Here is a 20,441-nt window from a genome sequence, read left to right as displayed (position 1 = left end):
CATCTTTCTTCTCCACAGGTCGGAGGCTTCATGAATACGACGTCATGCGTAGTAGTGGTCGGGTACAACGGCAATCGGGTACACGATATCCGCAAGCTGCGCGACCTTTGCAAGGCGCTCTATAACGCCCGGCTGATCCTGGTCGTCGAACGGATCCAGGCCGATGACGACCAGGTGGCGGATCACGTCTGCACGGCCTCGATGGCGACACAGGACATCGCCGACTCGGTGGATCTGGTGGCCGGTTGCCTGGGCGTCGACCACTGGAAGCTGATAGGCGTCCTGCCGTTTTCCGACCGTGGCGTGCTGCTGGGGGCGGCCTTGGCGACCCATTTCGGCTTGCCTGGCATTACCTCCGGCGAGGCACGGGCGGGCCTGGACAAACAAATCTTTCGCCAGCTCGAAGTGGCGGTCGACCATGCGCCACAGGGTTACCGCCCGGTGTTCTCCGCTCGGGTCGAAAGCCTTGGCGAGCTGCGCCAGCGGGTGGTCGAGCTGGGCGGTAAAGCGTTCATCAAGCCGGCATGCGAAGGGGCGAGCCGGGGCTGCCGGGTGATTCATCATCCGTCCGAATGCGATGAGGTTTGGCAGGCGCTCAAACCCTACCGCGAGGGTGGCATTGTCCTCGAGGAGTTGATTCAGAACGCCCGGGAATATAGCTGGGATTATGTGGCGGGCAGCACCTGGGTCACTGAGAAAACCACCACCGAAGGTGCCTATCGCGCAGAGATCCAGCAAGTCGTTCCGGCGCCGCTGGCCTCTGATGTCCAGGCCCGCCTGGCTGCTGCCGGCCGACATATGGCCGGGCTGGTGTCGCTGGACAACGGCGCCTATCACAACGAAATCTTCCTGCGCAGCGACGGCCTGACCTCGGCAGTGGAAACCAACATGCGCCCCGGTGGCATGCATATCTGGGACCTGGCGCGGTTGGCATTCGTCGACTTCGATCCCTGGGAGCGCTGGGTCAGGTGGGCCGTCGAAGGCACGGTCGAACCTCACGATCCAGTGGCGCGTGGTTATTGCGGCGTCCGCCTGCTGCGGGCGCCGGCCGGTGGTTTGTTGCGCTCGTTACCAGACATCGACGCGCTGGCCCGGGAGCTGAACATTCAACTGGTCGAGGCGCTGTACAGCAAACGACTCGGTGATTCGGTCACCGCCCTGGTGAGGGACAACACCTCTTTTATCGGCCACATCGTGCTGTTCGACGAAGACTACGCGGCACTCAGCGCCAACCTGTTGCGCCTTGCCGAAGCCATCGAGTCGCGTGTCGAAATCACCGCACTGGCGGCACCGGCGAGAGCCGTGGGTTGAGTCGTCGGTATATCAAGTTTTGGGACAAGAGGATCGGTTCAGATGATTGTGCAAACAAAAATGTCTTGTGATGAACGCTTCATTGCCCTGGCAAAGGAGCTCGACTACGACATTTACGGAGAGAACACCGTGGGCGGGCATTACTCGCCGCTGGTGAGGCATCACGATGAGCTGTACGTCAGTGGCCTGGTGCCGCGCACGAACGGCAGGATCCAGTATCCGGGCCGGGTAGGCTTGGAGCTCGGCATGGCGGACGCCCAGGCGGCGGCCAGCATCAGTGCCATGCGTGGCTTGGCGCTGATCGTCGACACCATCGGCTCTCTGGACAAGATCAAGTCGCTGATTCGCATCACGGTCTACGTAAAATGCACCGCGGATTTCGTTGATCTCAGCGAGGTGGCCAACGGTGCATCGGATGTCTTCAGCCACGTGCTGGGCGATGCCGGGAAACATACCCGCACCACGGTCGGGGTGTATCAGTTACCGAAGAATGCGGCTGTTGAAGTTGACATGATTGTGGCGCTTCGGCCGTCGGTTATATAAGTGTTAGTTGCCTGGCTTTACAGTGACTGATTGTTCGCCTAGTGTCTTGTCACTTGAGTCGATAATAAGTCGGTGTCTGCAGATGAATAACACAAAAGGTGGTTTTTTTTCGTATAAGGATTTTCGCCAGAGCCTGGCTAATCCACCGGTAAGTGCCAAAGTCTGGAAGGACAGCGAACTGGCCGACATTCGCCGCAATCTGGAGGCCAGCGAGATCGATATCGTCGCGTTGGCTCATGACAACAGTGTCGAAGGCTGCAAGCTGACTCCAGGGATGGCGGTGTCCATGCAATGGTTGAAGCCCGGTACGGCACTCAATGGCCATGCCCATTCGTGGTGGCATCTGTTCATCATCCAGTGCGGCAGTGGCACGCTGACCCTTGGGGATGCCGATGCAGTCAGCGTCAGCCAGGGTGATGTCCTGCTGGTGCCCGCCTGGACCCGACACGGCTTCGTCAACACCAGCGCCACCCAGCCACTGGCTATGCTCAACCTGAGCAACATGCCGCAAATCGCCCAGCTCTCAAGCTCAACAGACGCCGTCGCCTGATCTCCCCCCGCCCAGTTTTGCCCCGCTGCCTGCCAGGGAGTCCGCATTCGCCGACTCCCTTTTTGTTGTTGGCAGACATTTTCTGTATCCGTATAAACAGATAATTTCTGTATCTGTTCAGGCTTTAACCATCTAAATACGATCGCTCCCGAGGCAACGGATTATTGTGCTTAATGCAAGGGAGCGTTCTATGGGAAGTTCAAAGTTGAAGTTGTATGTTGGCGCCGATTTTGTCAGCGCCTTTGCGATGTCGGCGTTTGTGGCGCTAAAGGAAAAACAACTTTCATTTGAACTTGTAGCGCTGGATTTAAAAGCGCGTGAGAACTATCAAGACAGTTACCGTAATGTGTCGTTGACCTGCAAGATCCCCACCCTCGTGCACGAAGGATTTGCCCTCTCGGAATCTTCCGCCATTGGCGAATACCTCGAAGAACTCGCGCCCGGGCATCCAGGGTTGTATCCCCAGGGCATCCAGCAACGTGCCCGTGCCCGCCAGCTCCAAGCCTGGTTGCGCAGTGACCTGCTGGTGATCCGCAAGGAGCGCCCGGCTGATCTCATTTACTTCGGCAAAAAGAACACCGCGCTGTCCGACGACGCCCAGGCCGCGGTCGCCCGGTTGTTCTTCGTCGCCGAGCAGTTGCTGGAGGAGGGTGCCGATCATCTGTTCGGCAACTGGAGCATCGCCGACACCGACCTGGCGATCATGCTCAACCGCCTGGTGGCCAATGGTGATCCGGTGCCTGAACGGTTGGTGACCTACGTCCGTCGACAGTGGGACCGCGACAGTGTTCGCGCGTGGATGGACATGGAGCGCGTAGCGCCAGCCATTGCCCCTTGTATCACCCGGATTTCGTGAGGCAATCACCAGGAGCGCTGCCATGCAAGGACTGGAGCAAGAACGATACAAAGCCTACAACTCACGCACCATACGCGACACGCCGTATTGGCAAAAACTGACACCCGCGTTGCAGGAAGCCATGGACGTGGTGGCGCGGGTCATGCCGTTTAGAACCAACGAATACGTACTGGGCACCTTGATCGACTGGAACAACATTCCGGACGATCCGATGTTCCGCCTGACCTTCCCGCACAAGGACATGTTGCTGCCCGAAGAATATGCGTCGCTCAAGCAGTTGATCGAGCGCGACGATGCCGTCGCCATCAAGCGGCGGATCGAAGCGATCTGGCTGCGCATGAATCCGCATCCGGCCGGGCAACTCACGCACAACGCAGCAACGCTCGACGCAAAAGTCCTGCCGGGCCTGCAGCACAAGTACCGCGAGACCGTGCTGTTTTTCCCCGGCGCCGGGCAGACCTGTCACGCCTACTGCACCTTCTGTTTCCGCTGGGCACAGTTCATCGGCGAGGAAGAGCTCAAGTTCAACGCGCGTGAATCACAGGAGCTGGTGAATTACCTGCGGGTGCACACCGAGGTTACCGACGTGCTGATCACCGGGGGCGATCCGATGATCATGAACACCCGGTCGCTGGCAGGTTACATCGAGCCCTTGCTCGCGCTGCCGCACCTCAAGAGCATTCGTATCGGCACCAAAGCCGTGGCGTACTGGCCGCAACGTTTTGTCAGCGACAAGGATGCGCCGCAGCTGCTGGAGCTGTTTGAGCGCATCGTTGCAGCCGGCAAGCACCTGTCGGTGATGGGCCATTACAACCATCCGGTGGAGATCCGCCAGGACATTGCCCGTCAGGCCATCGAGCGAATCCGCTCGACCGGCGCGACTTTGCGCATGCAGGCGCCGGTGATCCGCCACATCAACGAAAACCCCGCCGACTGGGCTGCGTTATGGACCGAAGGCGTGCGGCTTGGGGCGGTGCCCTATTACATGTTCGTCGAGCGCGATACCGGGCCCAGCCACTACTTCGCGATGCCGCTGGCGCGGGCGTTCGAGATTTTCCAGGCGGCCTACAGGACCGTGTCAGGGCTGGCGCGCACGGTGCGCGGACCGTCCATGAGCACCTTCTACGGCAAGGTGTTGATCAACGGCATTGAGGTGGTCGCCGGGGAAAAGGTCTTCGTGCTGCAGTTCCTCCAGGCCCGCGATCCGCAGTGGGTGTTGCGCACCTTTTATGCGCGCTTCGATCCGCTTGCGACCTGGTTCGATCAGTTACGACCTGCGTTTGGCGAGGCGTCGTTCTTCTTTCAACTGCCGCCGGCAAACGCGCCTGAATTGATACCGGTCCTGCTGGAAACGGCGTAGGACGATTCACCTGGAGACAAGGACATGAGCAGTATCGGGTTTGATCAGCGAGAAGGTTTTATCTGGCTCGACGGTGAGTTTGTCGAGTGGTCCCAGGCACGGTTGCACGTGCTGACCCACGGTCTGCATTACGCGAGCACCGTGTATGAAGGCGAGCGTGTCTACAACGGCAAGGTCTTCAAACTGCGCGAACACAGCGAGCGGCTGTATCGCTCGGCGCACCTGATGGATTTCGTCATCCCCTTTGAACGGGCCGAGCTGGAGTCGGCCAGCCATGAATTGCTGCAACGCAACAGCGTGGTCGACGGTTACCTGCGCCCCGTAGCATGGCGTGGCAGTGAAATGATCTCCACCTCGGCGCGTTTCAACCGTGTGCACGTGGCGATCGCCTGCTGGCAATGGCCGAGCTACTTCGATCCGGCGGCGCGCATGGCCGGCATCCGCCTGAAGACGGCGGCTTGGCGACGCCCGCCACCGGATACCAGCCCGTTCGAAGCCAAGGCCTCGGGGCATTACCAGATCGCCACGTTGAGCAAGCACGACGCGGAAAATCACGGCTATCACGATGCGCTGATGCTCGACTGGCGCGGTCATGTGGCCGAGGCCACCAGTGCCAACGTGTTTTTCGCCAAAGGCCGGACGCTGCACACGCCCAAGCCGGATTGTTTTCTCGATGGGATCACCCGCCAGACCGTCATCGAGCTGGCCAGGGCGCTGGATTACCAGGTGGTCGAACGCAGGATTCTTCCCACCGAGCTGGGTGATTTCGACGAGTGTTTTCTCACGGGCACCGCCGCCGAAATTACCCCAGTGCAGAGCATCGACGAGCAGCACTACCGACCGGGCACTGCCTGCCGCGACTTCATCGCCGCGTACACCCAAACCGTTAACGCCTGATAAACCACCAGGAACACCACCATGTCAGATCAAGGGACTCTTGTGTCTACACCTTACGTTTCGCTCGGCCATCGCCAAGAGGAATTGGCCTCGCGCGGCTGGACGGTGCTGACTGCTGGCGAATTTGCCTACGATGTTGTCGGCACATTGCAGGCGTTCGGCCGGATCATTCCGCAATTCAATGGGCAAACCGCCTACCCCATCACCCGTAAGCCAGGGTATGAAGCCTTGCCGTATTCCCAGAGCATGAATGGCATTGGCCCGCACACCGAGGCGCCGGTCTACGGCCCGCCGCCGCGTTACCTGGCGCTGCATTGTCATCAGCAGGCGACCTGCGGCGGTGGGCATACCGGGTTGGTGGACGGCATCGAGTTCCTGGCCCATCTGGAGCGCACCGAACCGGAATTGCGCGAGTGGCTCGACGAAACCCCGGTGGAATTTGTGGCCACCGCCAAACCGGGGGAAGCGGCACAGACGCGGGTCAAGGAATACATCCTCACGCCTACAGAAGATGGGGATATTTTCCGCTTCAGCTACAACCAGTTTCACTACGGCGATGTGAACCCGTCCGAGGAAGACCTGCAGCACTCGAACGTGACGAACAGCCGCTCGCCACTGGCCCGTTTTGCGACCCTGGGGGAAGCCTGGTTCGTCGAGCACAACACGCCGGTGCTGATCCCCGATGGCTGCATGTTGATCTGGGATAACTGGCGCATGATCCACGCCCGCAGCCGATACACCGACCCCGGACGAAACCTGACCCGCTACTGGCTGGCCTGACTCCCACTTTTCCATTGGCGTACCCCTTACCGGGTACGCGTCCTACAGGTATCGCCTCATGCAAACAGCAATCGAGATCGCCAAGGTCGATCATCAACTGGTGGTCCGCCTCAACCAGGCCTGGACCCGACGCGCCACGGTGTGTTCGCCGGACAAGTCTGCCGTCGACGAAGTGTTCGATCCCGGTCGTCCGGATTATCCAGAGTGCATGGTGCCGTTTTTCCACCACCCGGAGTTCCAGGCGCTGGATGACGAGCTGAAAAGCAACGTCGTGACCTGGGGCTGGATTGGCTACAACCTGCGCACCGTGACCGCTGAAGAGCACGTGGTTAATCCGGCACTGAGTGTCATCGCCAACCAGTATCTGGGAAAGGACAACTGGCATTTTCGCGAGGCGATGCAACAGACACTGATCGACGAGCACTACCACACCCTCATGCACCTGCGAGCCATCGAGCGGACCCGAGAGGACCGTGCGCTGGACCACGACCTGGACCTGCCACCCTCAGTCACCTACCTGCGCCTTGTCGCATTGCAGCAAACCCTGACCGAACAATGGCAGCGCGACCTGGCGGCGATCACCTTCGCGGTGGTGGCCGAGATCAGCGTCAACGCCTACCTGGATCTCCTGGCCGATGACCAGAGTATCCAACCGCAAAACCGCCGGGTTGCCGAACTGCACAACCGCGACGAATATGCCCACAGCAAGGTACTCGCCGAAGTGGCGAAGGTCATGTACGCCAACATGGAATCCGAGCAACGGGTGTTTTTCACACAGACCCTGTCGGTAGCGCTGAGTGCATTCGTGGCACAGGACTACTCGATGTGGGAGGCGATCCTGACCCAACTGGGTGTCGCGCAGGCGGAGCGGATCATTGCCGACACCCGCGAGAGCAACCGGAACGCCACGATCATGCGTGACTACAGCGGGCTGCAGCGGTTGGCCGAGGATCTGGGCATCCGCGACCAGATCGATTTCGACTTCCGTCCGACACTCAAATCGGCTGCCGTGGCCTGATCAGGAGATGAATATGTCCGTTCCTGAGTACGAAGTGTTCGCCATTCGCGTCGGCGCCAATGCCCAGCGCACGGCGGGGGAGAACTTTCTTTACGACGCCTGTTGTGGTGATCCGAACGCCTCGATGCCGCTGGATTACTACTTCTGGGTCATCCGCAACCCGCAGCAGGTGATCGTGGTCGACACCTGTTTCCAGCCGGCCACGGCGGATCGGCGCAACCGACAGATGTATTGCCTGCCGGAACAATCCCTACGCCAACTGGACATAGATCCGTCGCGCGTCGAGAACCTGATCCTCACCCATTTGCACTGGGATCATGCCGGCAACCTAGGGTTGTTTCCCAACGCCACGGTGCATTTGCAGGAAGCCGAATTGCGTTTCTGCACCGGTCCGAAAATGGCACACCGTACGGTGAACAAAACCTATGAGGTGGAGGATGTGATGTCGGCATTGCCGCCGCTGTTCGAGGGGCGGTTGCGGTTGCATGGTGGCGTGGTCGAAGTGGCGCCGGGTGTGACGCTGCACCCGGTGGGCGGCCACACGCCGGGCAGCCAGGTGGTGCGGGTCAACACCGCACGCGGGTGGATTGTCCTGGCCTCGGATGCGGCGCATTTGTGGGCGAACATCCGCGAACGCAGCCCGTTTCCGATTCTGGATGACCTGGCGCAGACGCTGGAGGCGTTCGATGTGATCGACGCGCTGGCGGATGGCGAGGACCACGTCATTCCTGGGCATGATCCGCTGATCGCTGAGCGTTTCCCGCATTGGAATGGTGAGCCGCACATTATCTGTCTGCATCAAGCACCAATGCTCTACCCCCTGTAGGAGCGAGCATGCTCGCGATGGAGGCCAACGATAACGCTGGCTGCCTGACACCCTGTGGAGTCCCGGCCACCATCGCGAGCGTGCTCGCTCCTGCAGCGAGGTGTTCAGGTCGGGTTTTTTAACATCTGCCCCAACGTCGCCAGCGCCTCATCGATCTTCGGCGAATACGGCATCCCGCAGCCGATCCGCACGAAATGATTGAAGCGTTGGTTGTTGGAAAAGACATCCCCAGGCGAGATCTGGATCCCCACCTTGAGCGCTTCATGGAACAGCCTCATGGATGAACAGTGTGGTGGCAGTTCCACCCACAGCAACGCGCCGCCCCGAGGTTCGCTGATGCCGGTGCCTGCCGGGAAATAGCGTGTGATCGATTCACTCATCTGCTGGCGTTGTAGCGTCAGGGTTTTTCTCAACCGGCGCAGATAACGTTCGTAGGAGGGTGTTTTCATGAACGCGCTCACCGCCAGTTGCGTCAACGCTTCGCAACCTCGGGACTGCGTGTGTTTGAGCATCTCGACGCGTTCGTGCCATTTCCCCCCGCTGATCCAGCCCAGGCGCATGCCCGGTGCCAGGGTTTTATTCAATGAGGCGCAATGGATCACGTTATCGCTGTGGTCCCAATGCTTGAGCGTCGACAGCGGCTGATCGGTCTCCACCAGGTCGCCGTAAGTGTCGTCTTCGATCAGCACCGTGCCGTGCTCGGCGCACAGTTGCACCAGCCTGGCCTTGTTGGCGTCGGGCATGATGCTGCCCAGCGGATTTTGCAGGTTCGGCATGACGACCACGGCCCGTATGGGTTGCGAGCCTTGCAGCAGTTGCTCCAGAGCCAGCAGGTTGATACCCGATTGCGCCGTTGCCGGAATTTCCTGCACGTGCAGGTGGAGGCTCTCGAGAATCTGCAGCAGTCCATAGAAGGTCGGTGACTCCACGGCCACCGTGTCACCGGGATGGCTGACCGCGCGCAGCGCCAGCGTGAGAGCTTCAGTGGCGCCGTTGGTGATCACGATTTTCTCCGCGGGCAGAATGGCTTTGGCGGTCAGCGCACGTCGAGCGAGGACATTGCGCAACGCAAGGTTGCCGCAGGTCGAGCCTTCTGTATCAAGTAAATGCGCGTCCCGACGCAGCGCCTTGATCATCTGGTCCTGCAAGGTCTTCAAGGGGTAGAGCGATGGCGCGCAGTAGGCAGTGGCGAAATTGACCTTTACCGCCGCCTGCTCGCTGGCCTTGAACACCGATGACACCTGCGGGTGAATGCCCAGGTAAACACTGGTGTCCAGGGGCGGGGCAGGTGTGATCGCAACCTGTCTGGGCGAGGTGTCTGGTTGGCGAATGTAGTTGCCCGAGCGCGGGCGCGCTTCGAGGACGCCGCAGTCCTCAAGTTCGCGGCAAACCTGCACGGCCGTCGACAGGCTGACGGCATGTTTCTCCATCATCAGCCTGATAGAGGGGAAACGTTCACCGGTTTTCAAGGTGCCGCTTCGGATCGCGTCGAGATAGTGGTTGGCCAACTGACGGTACAAGGGCGTGGTGTGCATGATGACCTCAGCAATCGCACCACTGAAGTCTTGGGCTGGAAAGAAAGTCGATGTTCCCCGCAGGCGGACCCGTGGTGCTCAAGGGTGAAGGGAAGTGTTTAAGCATGTGTCGTTACTGTGAGAGTAATCGGGCTTTGGCAGGAATCGCGGGCAATAAAAAGCCCCGCTCTAGGGCGGGGCTTTCAGTCCGACGGTGGCGGGACTTCGAGGGAGTTACTGTGCGGTGATGCTATAGCCGTCGAAGGCTGTTTGCTGTTGGAGCGCGGTGATGATGTTCTTGCGGTTGACCGCTTGTTCGGTGCCCGCATTATCCAGGAAGGTCTCGCTTTCAAGCTCGGCTTCATCGCCTTCACCGACGAATGCAAAGCCGAGGAATTCCAGCGCTTCACGGTCAACGCTCAAGCGCGAGCGCGGGGTGCGCAGGGGCAGGGTGACACTGATGCCTTCCTTGCTGATGGTGAACACTTCGGCTTCTTTTTTGACTCGGGCAGCCTTGCTCTTGCCACCGCTCGGGTTGCTGATGGCCTGATGCGTCTGGTTCAGCACTTTGAGTGCCAGGCCGTAGACGATTTCCTGGAACGCCGGGTCGTCCTTGAACGCAGACAGGATGCGGCTGATCGGGAATTTGCTGCTCAGGTCTTCCAGCGCCGCCGTATCGGCTGCTTCGGCATCCTTGAGCTGTTTGAGCTGGCCCATCAGTTCATAGGCGGTATCGTCATCAAAGCGGTCATGCGCCTGGCGAATCGCGGCACGCAGCTCGCGAATCTGGTCACTTTCCCGAGTGGACTGGAAAGCGTCCAGCACCATCTCGCTAATGGTCTTGGCCTGGGACACATGTTGTGAAAGATTGATGGAGTTTTCGTATTCCGCTTTGGACGACAGGGTGACTACGGATTCAGCGGTATTGGAATCGGACATTGAAATTTCACTACTTATTTCAGCTTGAATAGAGACGAGAAAGCGCGCGGGCTTTTTCCGGCCGACTAATCTATTGGACCGGGGCGGGGTTGTCACCCCTGTAGGAGCGAGCCTGTCAAAACGTCGAAACGTGGCGATGGTCGTTAACGATAACGATGGCTGCCACCCTGCGGCGTCCTTGAGTCCATCGCGGACAAGTCCGCTCCTACAGGGGATGCGTTATCCCCGTTCCCACGATGGGGTTTACAGGGTTGGGGTGTTGAGGTTCATGGACCGCACGGCCCACTGTTCCGCTGTCTGTTGGTTTACCGCCAATGTGAAGCGAAAGGTCGCGCCGCGCCCGGGCACGTCGACCAGCTGGATATCGCGGCCATGCAATTGCAGGATCCGGTGCACGATCCTCAGCCCCAGTCCGCCGTCACGGCGCGCGCCGCCGATGTTGAACGGCCGCAGGAACAAGCCTTCGCGCAGTTCCGGGGCGATACCCGGGCCGGTATCGCTGACGGTCACCTCAATGAAAGCTCCCTGAGGTCGCAGGCTCAGTTCGATTTCTCCACCCTGCGGCGTATGGCGCAAGGCATTGTCGAACAGGTTGGTCAGCACCCTTTCGATCAAGCCCAGGTCGGCGCAGGCTGCCGCCACGCTGGGGGCGAAACTGGCCTTGAGCTCCACTTGGCGCGCCTCGGCGGTCAGTTCGAATTTCTGAAAAATGTCCTGAACCAGATCGGTCAGCGAAAAGCGCTCAAGCACCGGTTGCACAAAACCGTGTTCGAGCCTTACCAGTTCCAGCAGTGACTGCGCCAGGCCGCCTACCTTGCGGCTCTGATCCAAGGCGATGCCCAGGTAACGCCGCCGGTCGGCTGGGGACAGCGTCGTATCCTTCAGCGACAGGGTCTCCAGATAACCATGCAATGAAGCCAGCGGCGTACGCAGGTCATGGGAAATGTTCGCGACCAGTTCGCGTCGCTCCTGATCCTGGCGGGTCAGCGAGCGCCACTGTTCGCTAAGCCGTGTCTGCATCTGGCGGAAAGTCGCATCGAGAATGGCAATTTCGTCGTGGCTGGCGATCTTTTCCACAGGGAGTGCGGCAGCGGCTGCCATTGGCGTGCCATCAATGTCGAACCGGCTGACGGTTTCCGTCAAGCGGCGCAACGGCCGGGTGATCAACGCGAACGCGGTGAGACCTGCGATCAGGCAAAGCAGGGCGACCAGGGCGATGGACAGCAGTGCAGTGTTGAGGGCCGCGCTGGTGGCACCGCGTTCGGCCAGGCGATCATGATCTTCGCCCAGTAGCACCACATAGAGATAGCCGGCGGCTTTGCCGTCAACCTTGAGCGGCGCAGCACTGAATACCTTACGGGCATCGACGCTGCGCGGGTCGTCGCCGAGGATCGGCAGGGCATCGCCCTTGAGCAGGCGCTGGATAGGCGCCAGGTCGACACGCTCGCGGTGAATCCGTCCTTCGGGCGCCGCGCTGCCGACGATCTTGCCCTCGGTGTCGAGCAGATACACCTCGACACTCGGGTTGACCAGCATCAGCTTGCTGAACAGATCACGCACGGCATTGGGCATCAGGCCCTGGGTGTCCATCAGCACGGTGTCGCGGGCGATGTGCTGGGCGAGGTCGCGTGACAACCCCTGCACCACTTCCTGCTCGTGCATCTGGTTGGAGCGCACCTGCATCCATGCCGACGTGCCGCAGCACACCAGCAACAGCACGGCGAATACCAGCGACAAACGCTGCGTCAGGGTCAGCCTCATGGCTGTTCATCCGGGGCGGCGAATTTGTAACCCCGACCCCACACCGTGAGGATGCGCATCGGGTCTGCCGGGTCGGCCTCGATCTTGGCGCGCAGGCGGTTGATGTGGGTATTGACCGTGTGCTCGTAGCCTTCATGGCTGTAGCCCCACACGGCATTGAGCAGGTCCATGCGCGAGAACACCTTGCCTGGCTGGCGGGCGAAGAAATAGAGCAGGTCGAACTCCCTTGGCGTGAGGTCCAGTCGCCGGCCATCGAGGGCGACCTCGCGGGTGATCGGGTCGATGGACAGTCCGTCGATGATCAAGCTGCCGGCGTCCATCTTCAGGTTGCGCGCCATGGCGTCCACCCGCCGTAACAACGCCTTGACCCGGGCCACCAGCTCGAGCATGGAGAAGGGTTTGGCCAGGTAGTCGTCGGCACCCAGCTCCAGCCCGAGAATCCGGTGCACCTCACTGGAGCGCGCACTGGTGATGATGATCGGTGTGTAGCGGGCCATGGCGCGAGCGCGCCGACAGATTTCCAGGCCGTCGACACCCGGCAGCATCAAATCGAGAATCAATGCGTCCCAGCTTCCTTGCTCCAGCCGTCGCATACCTTCGTTGCCGTCGGCGCAGTGCACCACCTCGAACTGCTCGTCACGCAGGTGCAGGCAGATAAGGTCGGCGATATGCAGGTCGTCCTCGACCACGAGAACGCGTTTGGTCTGTTCCATCCAGTTCAATCCTTCGACGCAATGGGCACATTGTGCGGGTTTTCCAACGCCAGAGTTATCACGAATTATTTAACTTCTCGTGAGGATTTGGCGATCAACCCAAGCCTAGGCTGTGTTCCACGAAAGGCACTTTGGATTGTTGGAGGCGGCCATGTTTTCTCGGCGACATTTTCTTCTCGCGGGCGGTGGGCTGGGGGTTGCGGCGGTGGTCGTCGGTGTATTGCCAAAATTTGCCGCGACCAGCGCACTGATCAGCGAAGCCAATGCCGGGGAGGTCTTCGAGGTCACCCACAGCGACAGCGAATGGCGTTCAAAACTCAGTGCCGAGCAATACGAAATCCTGCGCGAAGAGGGCACGGAACGCGCCTACAGCAGCGCCCTGAACAACGAACACCGCGAGGGCACGTTCGCCTGTGCGGGTTGCGAGCTGGCGTTGTTTTCATCGGCGACCAAATTCGACAGCCGCACAGGCTGGCCAAGTTTTTGGGCGCCGCTGGACGGCGCCGTCGCGACGCGCCAGGACCGCAGCTTCGGCATGGTGCGCGACGAGGTCCACTGCCGGCGCTGCGGCGGGCACCTGGGGCACGTTTTCGATGACGGGCCGAAACCCACGGGCCTGCGCTATTGCATGAACGGCCTCGCCATGACATTCGACCCCAAAACCATTTGATACGTTTTTTTCATTCTGGAGTAAGCCCATGAAATCCATGTTCACCTGGCGTCGTGCCCTGTTGGGCCTGGCCGCTGCCGGCGTTATCGGGCAGTGTTCGGCGTTTTCCCTTGGCGGGGCTGAAGAGGCGGTGCTTCTTCCTCCTCCCGCGATTGACGAAAACACCCAGGCCCACACTGAAACAGCGATCTTCGCCGGTGGCTGCTTCTGGGGTGTACAAGGCGTGTTTCAGCATGTCAAAGGCGTGAAGAGCGCGGTGTCGGGTTACGCCGGGGGGGCGGCCGGTACTGCGCAATACGAGCGGGTCAGTGAAGGGGATACTGGCCATGCGGAGTCGGTACAGGTGACTTTCGACCCCACGCAGGTGAGCTATGGCACCTTGCTGCAAATCTACTTTTCCGTGGCGCACAACCCCACTGAACTCAACCGCCAGGGACCGGACCACGGCACGCAATATCGTTCGGCAATCTTCGTGCAGAACAGCGAGCAGCAACGTGTCGCCCAGGCTTATATCGACCAACTGAGTGCGACGAAGTCCTTCGAGCAGCCGATCGTCACGCGGCTGGAACGCTACAACGGTTTTTACCCGGCGGAGGAGGAACACCAGGACTTCCTGACCGAGCATCCGACGTATCCCTACATCGTGATCAACGATCTGCCGAAGGTGGCGCAGTTGAAGCAGTTGTATCCACAGCGCTACCAGGAAAAACCGGTGCTGGTAAAAGCGGGGCCTTGAGGGCGGGAGTTCAACTGGAAATCACATTCTTGCCTGCCGTTTTCGACCGATACAACGCTTGATCGGCTCTGGCGAGCAAACCGGTCTGGTGTTCTTCGTCGAATCGCTGCACCACCCCGATGCTGAGTGTCAGTTGGAAATCGCCGACCGGGGGAAGGTCGGCAAGTTTGCTACGAATGGTTTCAGCAAGAGCCCTGGCGTCGGCCAGGCTCGTATTGGGCAGGACCATGATGAACTCGTCACCGCCCCAGCGCACCAGCAGGTCGCCTTCACGAACGCATTGTTTGACCTTATCGACCACCCGCACCAGCGCTGCGTCCCCAAGGGCGTGCCCGTAGTGGTCGTTGATCGGCTTGAAGTCGTCAATGTCCATGGCAATCAGCGACAGTGGCTGGCGAAAACGTTGGGCGCGCTCACATTCCTGGGGCAGGGCGGTGCTCAGCAGGTGTCGGTTGGCGGTCGCTGTCAGCGCGTCGGTTTGCGCCAGTTTGCGGTTTTCTTCGAGCTGGGTTTGTAGCTGCTGGTTCACCCGGGACAGCTCCTGGGTGCGTACTTCAACCATGGCTTCCAGGGATTCATTGCGTCGCTCGAGGGCTTCGACCAGTCGCTTCCTGTCATCGATACTGCGATGGGCGCCGACCATGCGCGCGACAGAGCCATCGTCATTGCGGGCTATCACGTAGCCTCGGTCTTCAATCCAGATATAGCGCCCATCTTTGGCGCGGCACCGGTACTCGGCCTGGTAGCCGGTCGAGCGTTGTTCCAGGTAGGCGTCGAACAGGGCCATGACCCGAGGGTAGTCGTCGGGATGTATCACGCTTTCCCACGTCAGCACGGTGTTTTCCAGGGAATGCGGTTCGTAACCCAACATTTCATACCAGCCGGGGTTGCGATAGACAAATCCGGAATTGGCGTTCCAATCCCAGATGCCATCGCTCACCAACTCCAGAATGGTGTGCAGCATGTCTTCGTTCAAATCCGATAGATTGAACTTCAGCGTTTCAATTTCCGACGCTCCATCCATCAACGTTCTCCCTGACGAAAATGATCCGCGTGCCCAGCAGATTAGTCGAACAGTTGTTCAGCCGCCTAGTGCTTGCCCCACATCTGCATGGCGAAATCGACAAAGCGACGCAGTTTCGGCAAACGGTAGCGATCTTGCGCGTACATCAGGCTCATCGGCCGGCTAGGGGGCAAGAAGTCCGGCATCAGGGCAATCAATTTGCCGTTCTCCAGATCCTGCTCCACCAGCGCATCAGGCAACATTACGATACCCATGCCTTTACGGGCAGCCTGGTGTAGCCCGGCGGAGCTGTTGATGAGCATTGGCCCGTTGACCGCGACGGCAATCTCGCCATCGGGTCCACTCAGGCGCCATTGTTTTTCCACCGAGTGCCAGTCGTCGCCTGCCGGGTAGGCGAACGACAGACAGTCGTGCAATTGCAACTCCTCCGGGGTTTGCGGATTGCCACGTCGCGCCAGGTAGGCGGGGGAGGCGCACATGGTCAGCGGATAGTCGATCAAGGGGCGGGCGATCAGATTCTGCTGTTCCATATGGCCGAGGCGAAAGGCCACGTCGAAACCGTTTTCCAACAGGTCCGGGCGGCGATTGGTCAGGACCACATCGAGTTTGACGTGCGGGTACAACAGCGTGAACTCGCTCAGGGCCGGTGCCAGTTTTTCCGTGCCGAACGTCAACGGGGCAGTGATGCGCAAGGTGCCGCTCGGCTCATCCAGTGCCTGCTCGGCCAGGCGCTCGGATTCGGCCACCAACCCCAGTACCTCCAGGCAGCGCTGATAGTACGCGGTGCCGAATTCCGTCAACCGCTGGCGCCGTGTCGTACGGTTGAGCAAGCGCACGCCAAGACGTTTCTCCAGGGCTCGCAGGTGATTGCCCACCATTGTGGTGGACATTTCGCACTGCAAAGCCGCAGCGGTCATGCTGCCTGTTTCCACCACTTTGACGTAAACGGTCATTGCCTGGAACAAGTCCATTATCAAGCCTGACTTATAAATGAATTAAGTTTTACAGAGTTTATCCATTTCAGGTGGCTAACCATACTGGCAAAAACGCCACCCTTGATGGAGCTTGATGCCATGACCGCCGCCTGCCTGATGAGCACTTACCAACCACTGGCCCTGAGCTTCAGCAAAGGGCTGGGCACGCGTTTGTGGGACCAGGCCGGGCGAGAGTACCTGGACGCGGTGGCAGGGGTGGCGGTGACCAACGTCGGTCACTCACATCCGAAAATCGTCTCCGCCATCAGCGAACAGGCCGGCCTGTTGCTGCACACCTCCAACCTCTACAGCATCGACTGGCAGCAACAGTTGGCGCAGAAACTGACGCGATTGGCGGACATGGAGAAGGTGTTTTTCAACAACTCCGGTGCCGAGGCGAACGAAACCGCGTTGAAACTGGCGCGTCTGCATGGCTGGCACAAAGGTATCGAACAACCGCTGGTGGTGGTCATGGAAAACGCTTTCCATGGCCGCACGCTCGGCACCCTGTCGGCCAGCGATGGCCCGGCGGTGCGCCTGGGCTACAACAAACTGCCGGGGGACTTCGTCAAAGTGCCATTCGGTGACCTCAAGGCGTTGGGCAAGGTGCAAAAGGCCCATGGCCCGCGCATTGCCGCGATCCTCATGGAACCGATCCAGGGCGAGAGCGGCGTACAACCGGCACCACCCGGGTACCTCAAGGCGCTCCGCGATGTGTGCAGCCGGCACGGCTGGCTGCTGATGCTCGATGAAATCCAGACCGGTATCGGCCGCACGGGACAGTGGTTCGCCTTTCAGCACGAAGGCATCGTCCCGGACGTGATGACCCTGGCCAAGGGCCTCGGTAACGGCGTCCCCATCGGCGCCTGCCTGGCTCGTGGACGAGCCGCCGAACTGTTCACCCCAGGCAGCCACGGCAGCACCTTCGGCGGCAACCCGCTGGCTTGCCGCGTGGGTTGCACCGTGCTGGAGATCATCGAGGAACAGGGGCTGCTGGAGAACGCCAAAGTGCAGGGAGCACGGCTGCTCGAAAAATTACGCATCGAGTTGGCCGACAACCCCAACGTCCTGGCGATTCGCGGCCAAGGCTTGATGATCGGCATCGAACTCAAGCAACCCATCCGCGACCTAGCCCTGATCGCCGCCCGAGATCACGGCTTGCTGATCAATGTCACACGCGGCAAGACCATTCGCCTGCTGCCGCCGTTGACGATCGATGAGCGGGAGGTGGAGATGATTGTCAGAGGGGTGGGGCGGGTGGTACGGGAGGGGTGAATATCAGTAATGGTATCTGCACATGACGATGCAGATTTCACCGCCTTCGACGGCGTAGACCAATCGGTGCTCTGCCGTAATCCGACGTGACCAAAAACCGCTCAAGTTGTGTTTGAGCGGTTCTGGCTTTCCGAGACCATCGAACGGTTCGCGCTGAATTGATTTGATCAACAGATTGATGCGCTTCAAACCTGCTTTATCGTTTTGTTGGAACCACAAATAGTCTTCCCAACCTTCAGGAGTGAATTCGATGTTCATTCTTCGATAAGTTGCCTGGTTTTTGTTTTCCCTGCTCGCAGGTTGCTGATCGATTTGATCAGACGCTCAGCGTTGGCCGGTGAGCGCAGGAGATACGCTGTTTCTTCGAGGGCGTTGTATTCCGCCAGGGACATCATTACGACTGGCTCGCCTTTCTGGCGAGTCACCAGCAATGGTGCTCGGTCTTCGTTAACTCGATCCATGGTTTCGGCAAGGTGCGCGCGTGCGGTGGTGTAGTTAATGGTTTGCATATTGTCGTCCTCGCTTGATGCGACGAACGTACAGAAATGAGTACAGGTTGACAAGGCGATACCTACCAATGGTTGTTTCGCAGACGACGTATCTGCGTTCGCTCTGAAGTATCGCTCAAGCCGATTCGAGACGTTTCTGTGACTGATGTAGTCCAGGTCCTAGCGTAATCAAGCAGACAACACGGACAACTGTAGGAGCAAGCTCGCTCCTACAGGTCCTCGGGTTCAGGGGGGATCATCCGGGTTTTCGGTGCGCCGTTGGCGTTGTGCTGGTAGATCGCCTGCGGTTGCCCCTGTTCATTGAAGAACACCTGGCCGATCCCCGCCGAGTTCCACAGGCGCTCGCCCGCTTCGGCATGCTCGGGCACATGCGGCACGATGCGCATGCGCCGACGTTTGGTCAGCCAGTTCAAGGGTGAGCGTGGGGAATAGAGCCAGCGGTTGAGACGGTCGAACCATTCCAGCAGGGCGGGCGGGAATTCGTTCTTGATGCCGCTGCTGGTGATTTGCCAGATCCGTGGGCCGCCCTTGCGGTGGCGGATAAACACTTCGTAAACGAAGGAATAATGCACGTCGCCGGACAGCACCACGTAGTTTCCCGGTGTACGCGAGTGTCGGAAAATGTTCAGGATCACCTGCGCTGCGCCGCGATGGGCCATCCAGTTTTCCGCGTCCACCAGCAGGGGGTAACCCAGCCAGCTGAAGACCCGCTGCACGGTCTCGATCAGTTTGACGCCGAATATCGGAGCGGGGGAAACGATGATCGCCGAAGGGTGATCCAGCAGTTCCTGTTGCAGTTCACACAAGGCTTCCCAGTCCAGCAGACCCGAGGGTTGCTTGAGTGTCATCTCGCTGCGCCAGCGCCGGGTGCGGGTGTCGAGCACCACCAGCGCCGGGGTGGTGGGCAGCACGTAATGCCAGTGCTGGAACTTCAGCAGTTCGTCGATCAAGGCGTCCTGCACCGGGCTGTCGAGGTAGCCGTCGTCGCCGGTGGTACTGAAACCATTGGCCTTCTCAAGTAAGGCGCCGAACACATCCGGGTTGTTGCCCCAGCCCTGGCACAGCAGGTAGGCAATCAGCGCGTTACCGATGATGCGCTTGGAGAACGGATGGCCGTAGGCCGTTTCTTCCCATTGCGCGGAAAGGTTCCAGTCGTCGGTTATGTCGTGATCGTCGAAAATCATCAGGCATGGCAGGTGCGCGAAGGCCCGGGCGACACGGGGCAGGCCAGCCTTGAACGCATCGATGCGCGTCTGCTCCAGGGCATAATGCTCACGGCGCTCGGGGATCAGCTTCGGCGGTTTAGGCGCGATCAGCGTCCAGGGCACTGGAGACCAGACCAGCAGGTACATGGCCATGACTTCGGCGAAGGTCACCAAATGGTTGTCGGCACTGCTGCTGGTGAAAATCGGCTTACGTGTGCCGCCGAAAAATCGCTCGCGCAGGGTTTCGTTGCTTCGCAGCGCCGGTAGCAAATCCGCACGGTGGTAGTAGCTGGCCGGGTGTTCGTAGAGCTTGGCGCTGTCACTGACCACCGCGCCCTCCAGATGCTCGCCAAACAGGCCGAGGCGCTCGATCAACGCATGAATCGCCCGCAGCATCGGTCCGGCGACATCGTCGGCGTACACCTGATCGCCGCTCATCAGCAGCATCGCGGGCCGCTCTGTTGCTTCATGCGTCGAAGCCAGCAAGCCGTCCACACAAAGCAAACCGTCAACTGCCGGGTGATGCGGTTTTCGGCAGGAACCGTGCAACAACTGGTCGATACGCGAGCGCAGGACAACATTCGGACAAGTCGCCGCGCCGTACACCAGATGGGGCGCCCATTCAGCAATGCCGCTCAAGCCGTCGATCAGCAGGTCGTAATCGATCAACGTGTCGCAGGGCAGGGCGCTGTCCAGCGGCACATCGATCAAATGCACAAAAGCATGACGACCGACCGGGATCACCGTGCACTGCCCGGCATCCAGACGGATGTCGCCAACACCTTGCAGACGTAACGTCAGCGCCAGCGCCCGACTTCCTACGAGCCACAAGACCAGCCGCGTAGGCTCCAGCCGTCGCAGCATGGGCCCTGCGAGAACCGCTGGCAGTGAAGAATCATCGTCAGGTAATGGCAGAGATACGGACATCCGGGTTCAAGACTCGTGGCGCTTGGGTGGCCGATGATACCGCAGAGCGCAGA

Annotated in this window: 21 protein-coding genes; 12 read left to right on the top strand and 9 right to left on the bottom strand. The window is 60.0% G+C overall.

Annotated features, from left to right (window positions below; genetic code table 11):
* The first annotated feature begins 30 nt into the window (after positions 1–30).
* From AB4O36_RS21530 to AB4O36_RS21490, 9 genes are all read left to right on the top strand, one after another.
* The gene (locus tag AB4O36_RS21530) at positions 31–1,311 is read left to right on the top strand and encodes a biotin carboxylase (protein ID WP_460140232.1); all 1,281 of its coding nucleotides are present in this window, start codon (positions 31–33) and stop codon (positions 1,309–1,311) included.
* A gap of 42 nt (positions 1,312–1,353) precedes the next feature.
* Positions 1,354–1,854 (top strand): RidA family protein, encoded by a 501-nt coding sequence (locus AB4O36_RS21525; protein ID WP_460140231.1) that lies wholly within the window; start codon positions 1,354–1,356, stop codon positions 1,852–1,854.
* Between the two features lie 82 nt (positions 1,855–1,936).
* Positions 1,937–2,404, top strand: a complete 468-nt coding sequence (locus AB4O36_RS21520; protein WP_460140230.1) for a cupin domain-containing protein — start codon at positions 1,937–1,939, stop codon at positions 2,402–2,404.
* A gap of 190 nt (positions 2,405–2,594) precedes the next feature.
* Positions 2,595–3,260, top strand: a complete 666-nt coding sequence (gene yfcF / locus AB4O36_RS21515) for a glutathione transferase (protein ID WP_460140229.1) — start codon at positions 2,595–2,597, stop codon at positions 3,258–3,260.
* A gap of 22 nt (positions 3,261–3,282) precedes the next feature.
* Positions 3,283–4,620, top strand: a complete 1,338-nt coding sequence (locus tag AB4O36_RS21510) for a KamA family radical SAM protein (RefSeq protein WP_460140228.1) — start codon at positions 3,283–3,285, stop codon at positions 4,618–4,620.
* A 24-nt stretch (positions 4,621–4,644) separates the two neighbouring features.
* Positions 4,645–5,517 (top strand): branched-chain amino acid aminotransferase, encoded by an 873-nt coding sequence (locus AB4O36_RS21505; protein WP_460117846.1) that lies wholly within the window; start codon positions 4,645–4,647, stop codon positions 5,515–5,517.
* Positions 5,518–5,538: 21 nt separating this feature from the next.
* Complete coding sequence (locus AB4O36_RS21500) at positions 5,539–6,297, top strand: TauD/TfdA family dioxygenase (protein ID WP_460140227.1); 759 nt, start codon at positions 5,539–5,541, stop codon at positions 6,295–6,297.
* Between the two features lie 58 nt (positions 6,298–6,355).
* Complete coding sequence (locus tag AB4O36_RS21495; RefSeq protein ID WP_460140226.1) at positions 6,356–7,315, top strand: diiron oxygenase; 960 nt, start codon at positions 6,356–6,358, stop codon at positions 7,313–7,315.
* Positions 7,316–7,328: 13 nt separating this feature from the next.
* A complete protein-coding gene (locus tag AB4O36_RS21490; RefSeq protein WP_460140225.1) occupies positions 7,329–8,141 on the top strand; it encodes an N-acyl homoserine lactonase family protein in 813 nt (270 codons plus the stop codon).
* Between the two features lie 104 nt (positions 8,142–8,245).
* Here the strand turns inward: AB4O36_RS21490 and AB4O36_RS21485 are convergent, their stop codons facing one another.
* The 4 genes from AB4O36_RS21485 to AB4O36_RS21470 all read right to left on the bottom strand — a co-directional run bounded on the left by AB4O36_RS21485 (position 8,246) and on the right by AB4O36_RS21470 (position 13,068).
* On the bottom strand, positions 8,246–9,676 hold the full coding sequence (locus tag AB4O36_RS21485) for an aminotransferase-like domain-containing protein (RefSeq protein WP_460140224.1): 1,431 nt from the start codon (positions 9,674–9,676) through the stop codon (positions 8,246–8,248).
* Between the two features lie 213 nt (positions 9,677–9,889).
* Positions 9,890–10,594, bottom strand: a complete 705-nt coding sequence (locus AB4O36_RS21480) for a hypothetical protein (protein WP_460140223.1) — start codon at positions 10,592–10,594, stop codon at positions 9,890–9,892.
* Positions 10,595–10,837: 243 nt separating this feature from the next.
* Positions 10,838–12,355, bottom strand: coding sequence for a sensor histidine kinase (locus AB4O36_RS21475; protein WP_460140222.1), 1,518 nt, complete (start codon positions 12,353–12,355; stop codon positions 10,838–10,840).
* Complete coding sequence (locus AB4O36_RS21470) at positions 12,352–13,068, bottom strand: response regulator transcription factor (RefSeq protein ID WP_460117833.1); 717 nt, start codon at positions 13,066–13,068, stop codon at positions 12,352–12,354. The genes AB4O36_RS21475 and AB4O36_RS21470 overlap by 4 nt, the downstream gene beginning before the upstream one ends.
* A gap of 151 nt (positions 13,069–13,219) precedes the next feature.
* Here AB4O36_RS21470 and msrB point away from each other — a divergent pair, with 151 nt between their 5' ends.
* Together msrB and msrA are read left to right on the top strand one after the other, a co-directional pair.
* Positions 13,220–13,738, top strand: a complete 519-nt coding sequence (msrB, locus tag AB4O36_RS21465; protein ID WP_460140221.1) for a peptide-methionine (R)-S-oxide reductase MsrB — start codon at positions 13,220–13,222, stop codon at positions 13,736–13,738.
* Between the two features lie 28 nt (positions 13,739–13,766).
* Positions 13,767–14,474 (top strand): peptide-methionine (S)-S-oxide reductase MsrA, encoded by a 708-nt coding sequence (msrA, locus tag AB4O36_RS21460; RefSeq protein ID WP_460117830.1) that lies wholly within the window; start codon positions 13,767–13,769, stop codon positions 14,472–14,474.
* Positions 14,475–14,484: 10 nt separating this feature from the next.
* Here msrA and AB4O36_RS21455 read toward each other — a convergent pair whose 3' ends face one another.
* Together AB4O36_RS21455 and AB4O36_RS21450 are read right to left on the bottom strand one after the other, a co-directional pair.
* A complete protein-coding gene (locus AB4O36_RS21455; RefSeq protein ID WP_460140220.1) occupies positions 14,485–15,498 on the bottom strand; it encodes a sensor domain-containing diguanylate cyclase in 1,014 nt (337 codons plus the stop codon).
* A 65-nt stretch (positions 15,499–15,563) separates the two neighbouring features.
* Positions 15,564–16,469 carry a LysR family transcriptional regulator gene (locus AB4O36_RS21450; RefSeq protein WP_460140219.1) on the bottom strand — a complete coding sequence of 302 codons (906 nt, stop codon included), beginning with the start codon at positions 16,467–16,469 and terminating at the stop codon, positions 15,564–15,566.
* Between the two features lie 102 nt (positions 16,470–16,571).
* Here AB4O36_RS21450 and AB4O36_RS21445 point away from each other — a divergent pair, with 102 nt between their 5' ends.
* The gene (locus AB4O36_RS21445) at positions 16,572–17,747 is read left to right on the top strand and encodes an acetylornithine transaminase (RefSeq protein ID WP_460140218.1); all 1,176 of its coding nucleotides are present in this window, start codon (positions 16,572–16,574) and stop codon (positions 17,745–17,747) included.
* 3 nt (positions 17,748–17,750) lie between these two features.
* On the opposite strand, the gene AB4O36_RS21440 is transcribed toward AB4O36_RS21445, so the two are convergent.
* The 3 genes from AB4O36_RS21440 to AB4O36_RS21430 all read right to left on the bottom strand — a co-directional run bounded on the left by AB4O36_RS21440 (position 17,751) and on the right by AB4O36_RS21430 (position 20,388).
* The gene (locus AB4O36_RS21440; protein ID WP_460117823.1) at positions 17,751–18,005 is read right to left on the bottom strand and encodes a Txe/YoeB family addiction module toxin; all 255 of its coding nucleotides are present in this window, start codon (positions 18,003–18,005) and stop codon (positions 17,751–17,753) included.
* Positions 18,002–18,256, bottom strand: coding sequence for a type II toxin-antitoxin system prevent-host-death family antitoxin (locus tag AB4O36_RS21435; protein WP_460117821.1), 255 nt, complete (start codon positions 18,254–18,256; stop codon positions 18,002–18,004). Before AB4O36_RS21435 ends, AB4O36_RS21440 begins: the two co-directional genes overlap by 4 nt.
* Before the next feature lie 209 nt (positions 18,257–18,465).
* Complete coding sequence (locus tag AB4O36_RS21430; RefSeq protein ID WP_460140217.1) at positions 18,466–20,388, bottom strand: alkaline phosphatase D family protein; 1,923 nt, start codon at positions 20,386–20,388, stop codon at positions 18,466–18,468.
* Positions 20,389–20,441 lie beyond the last annotated feature (53 nt).

The organism is Pseudomonas sp. S2_E01 (assembly GCF_054668365.1).
This window is presented reverse-complemented; position numbering and strand designations above follow the sequence as displayed.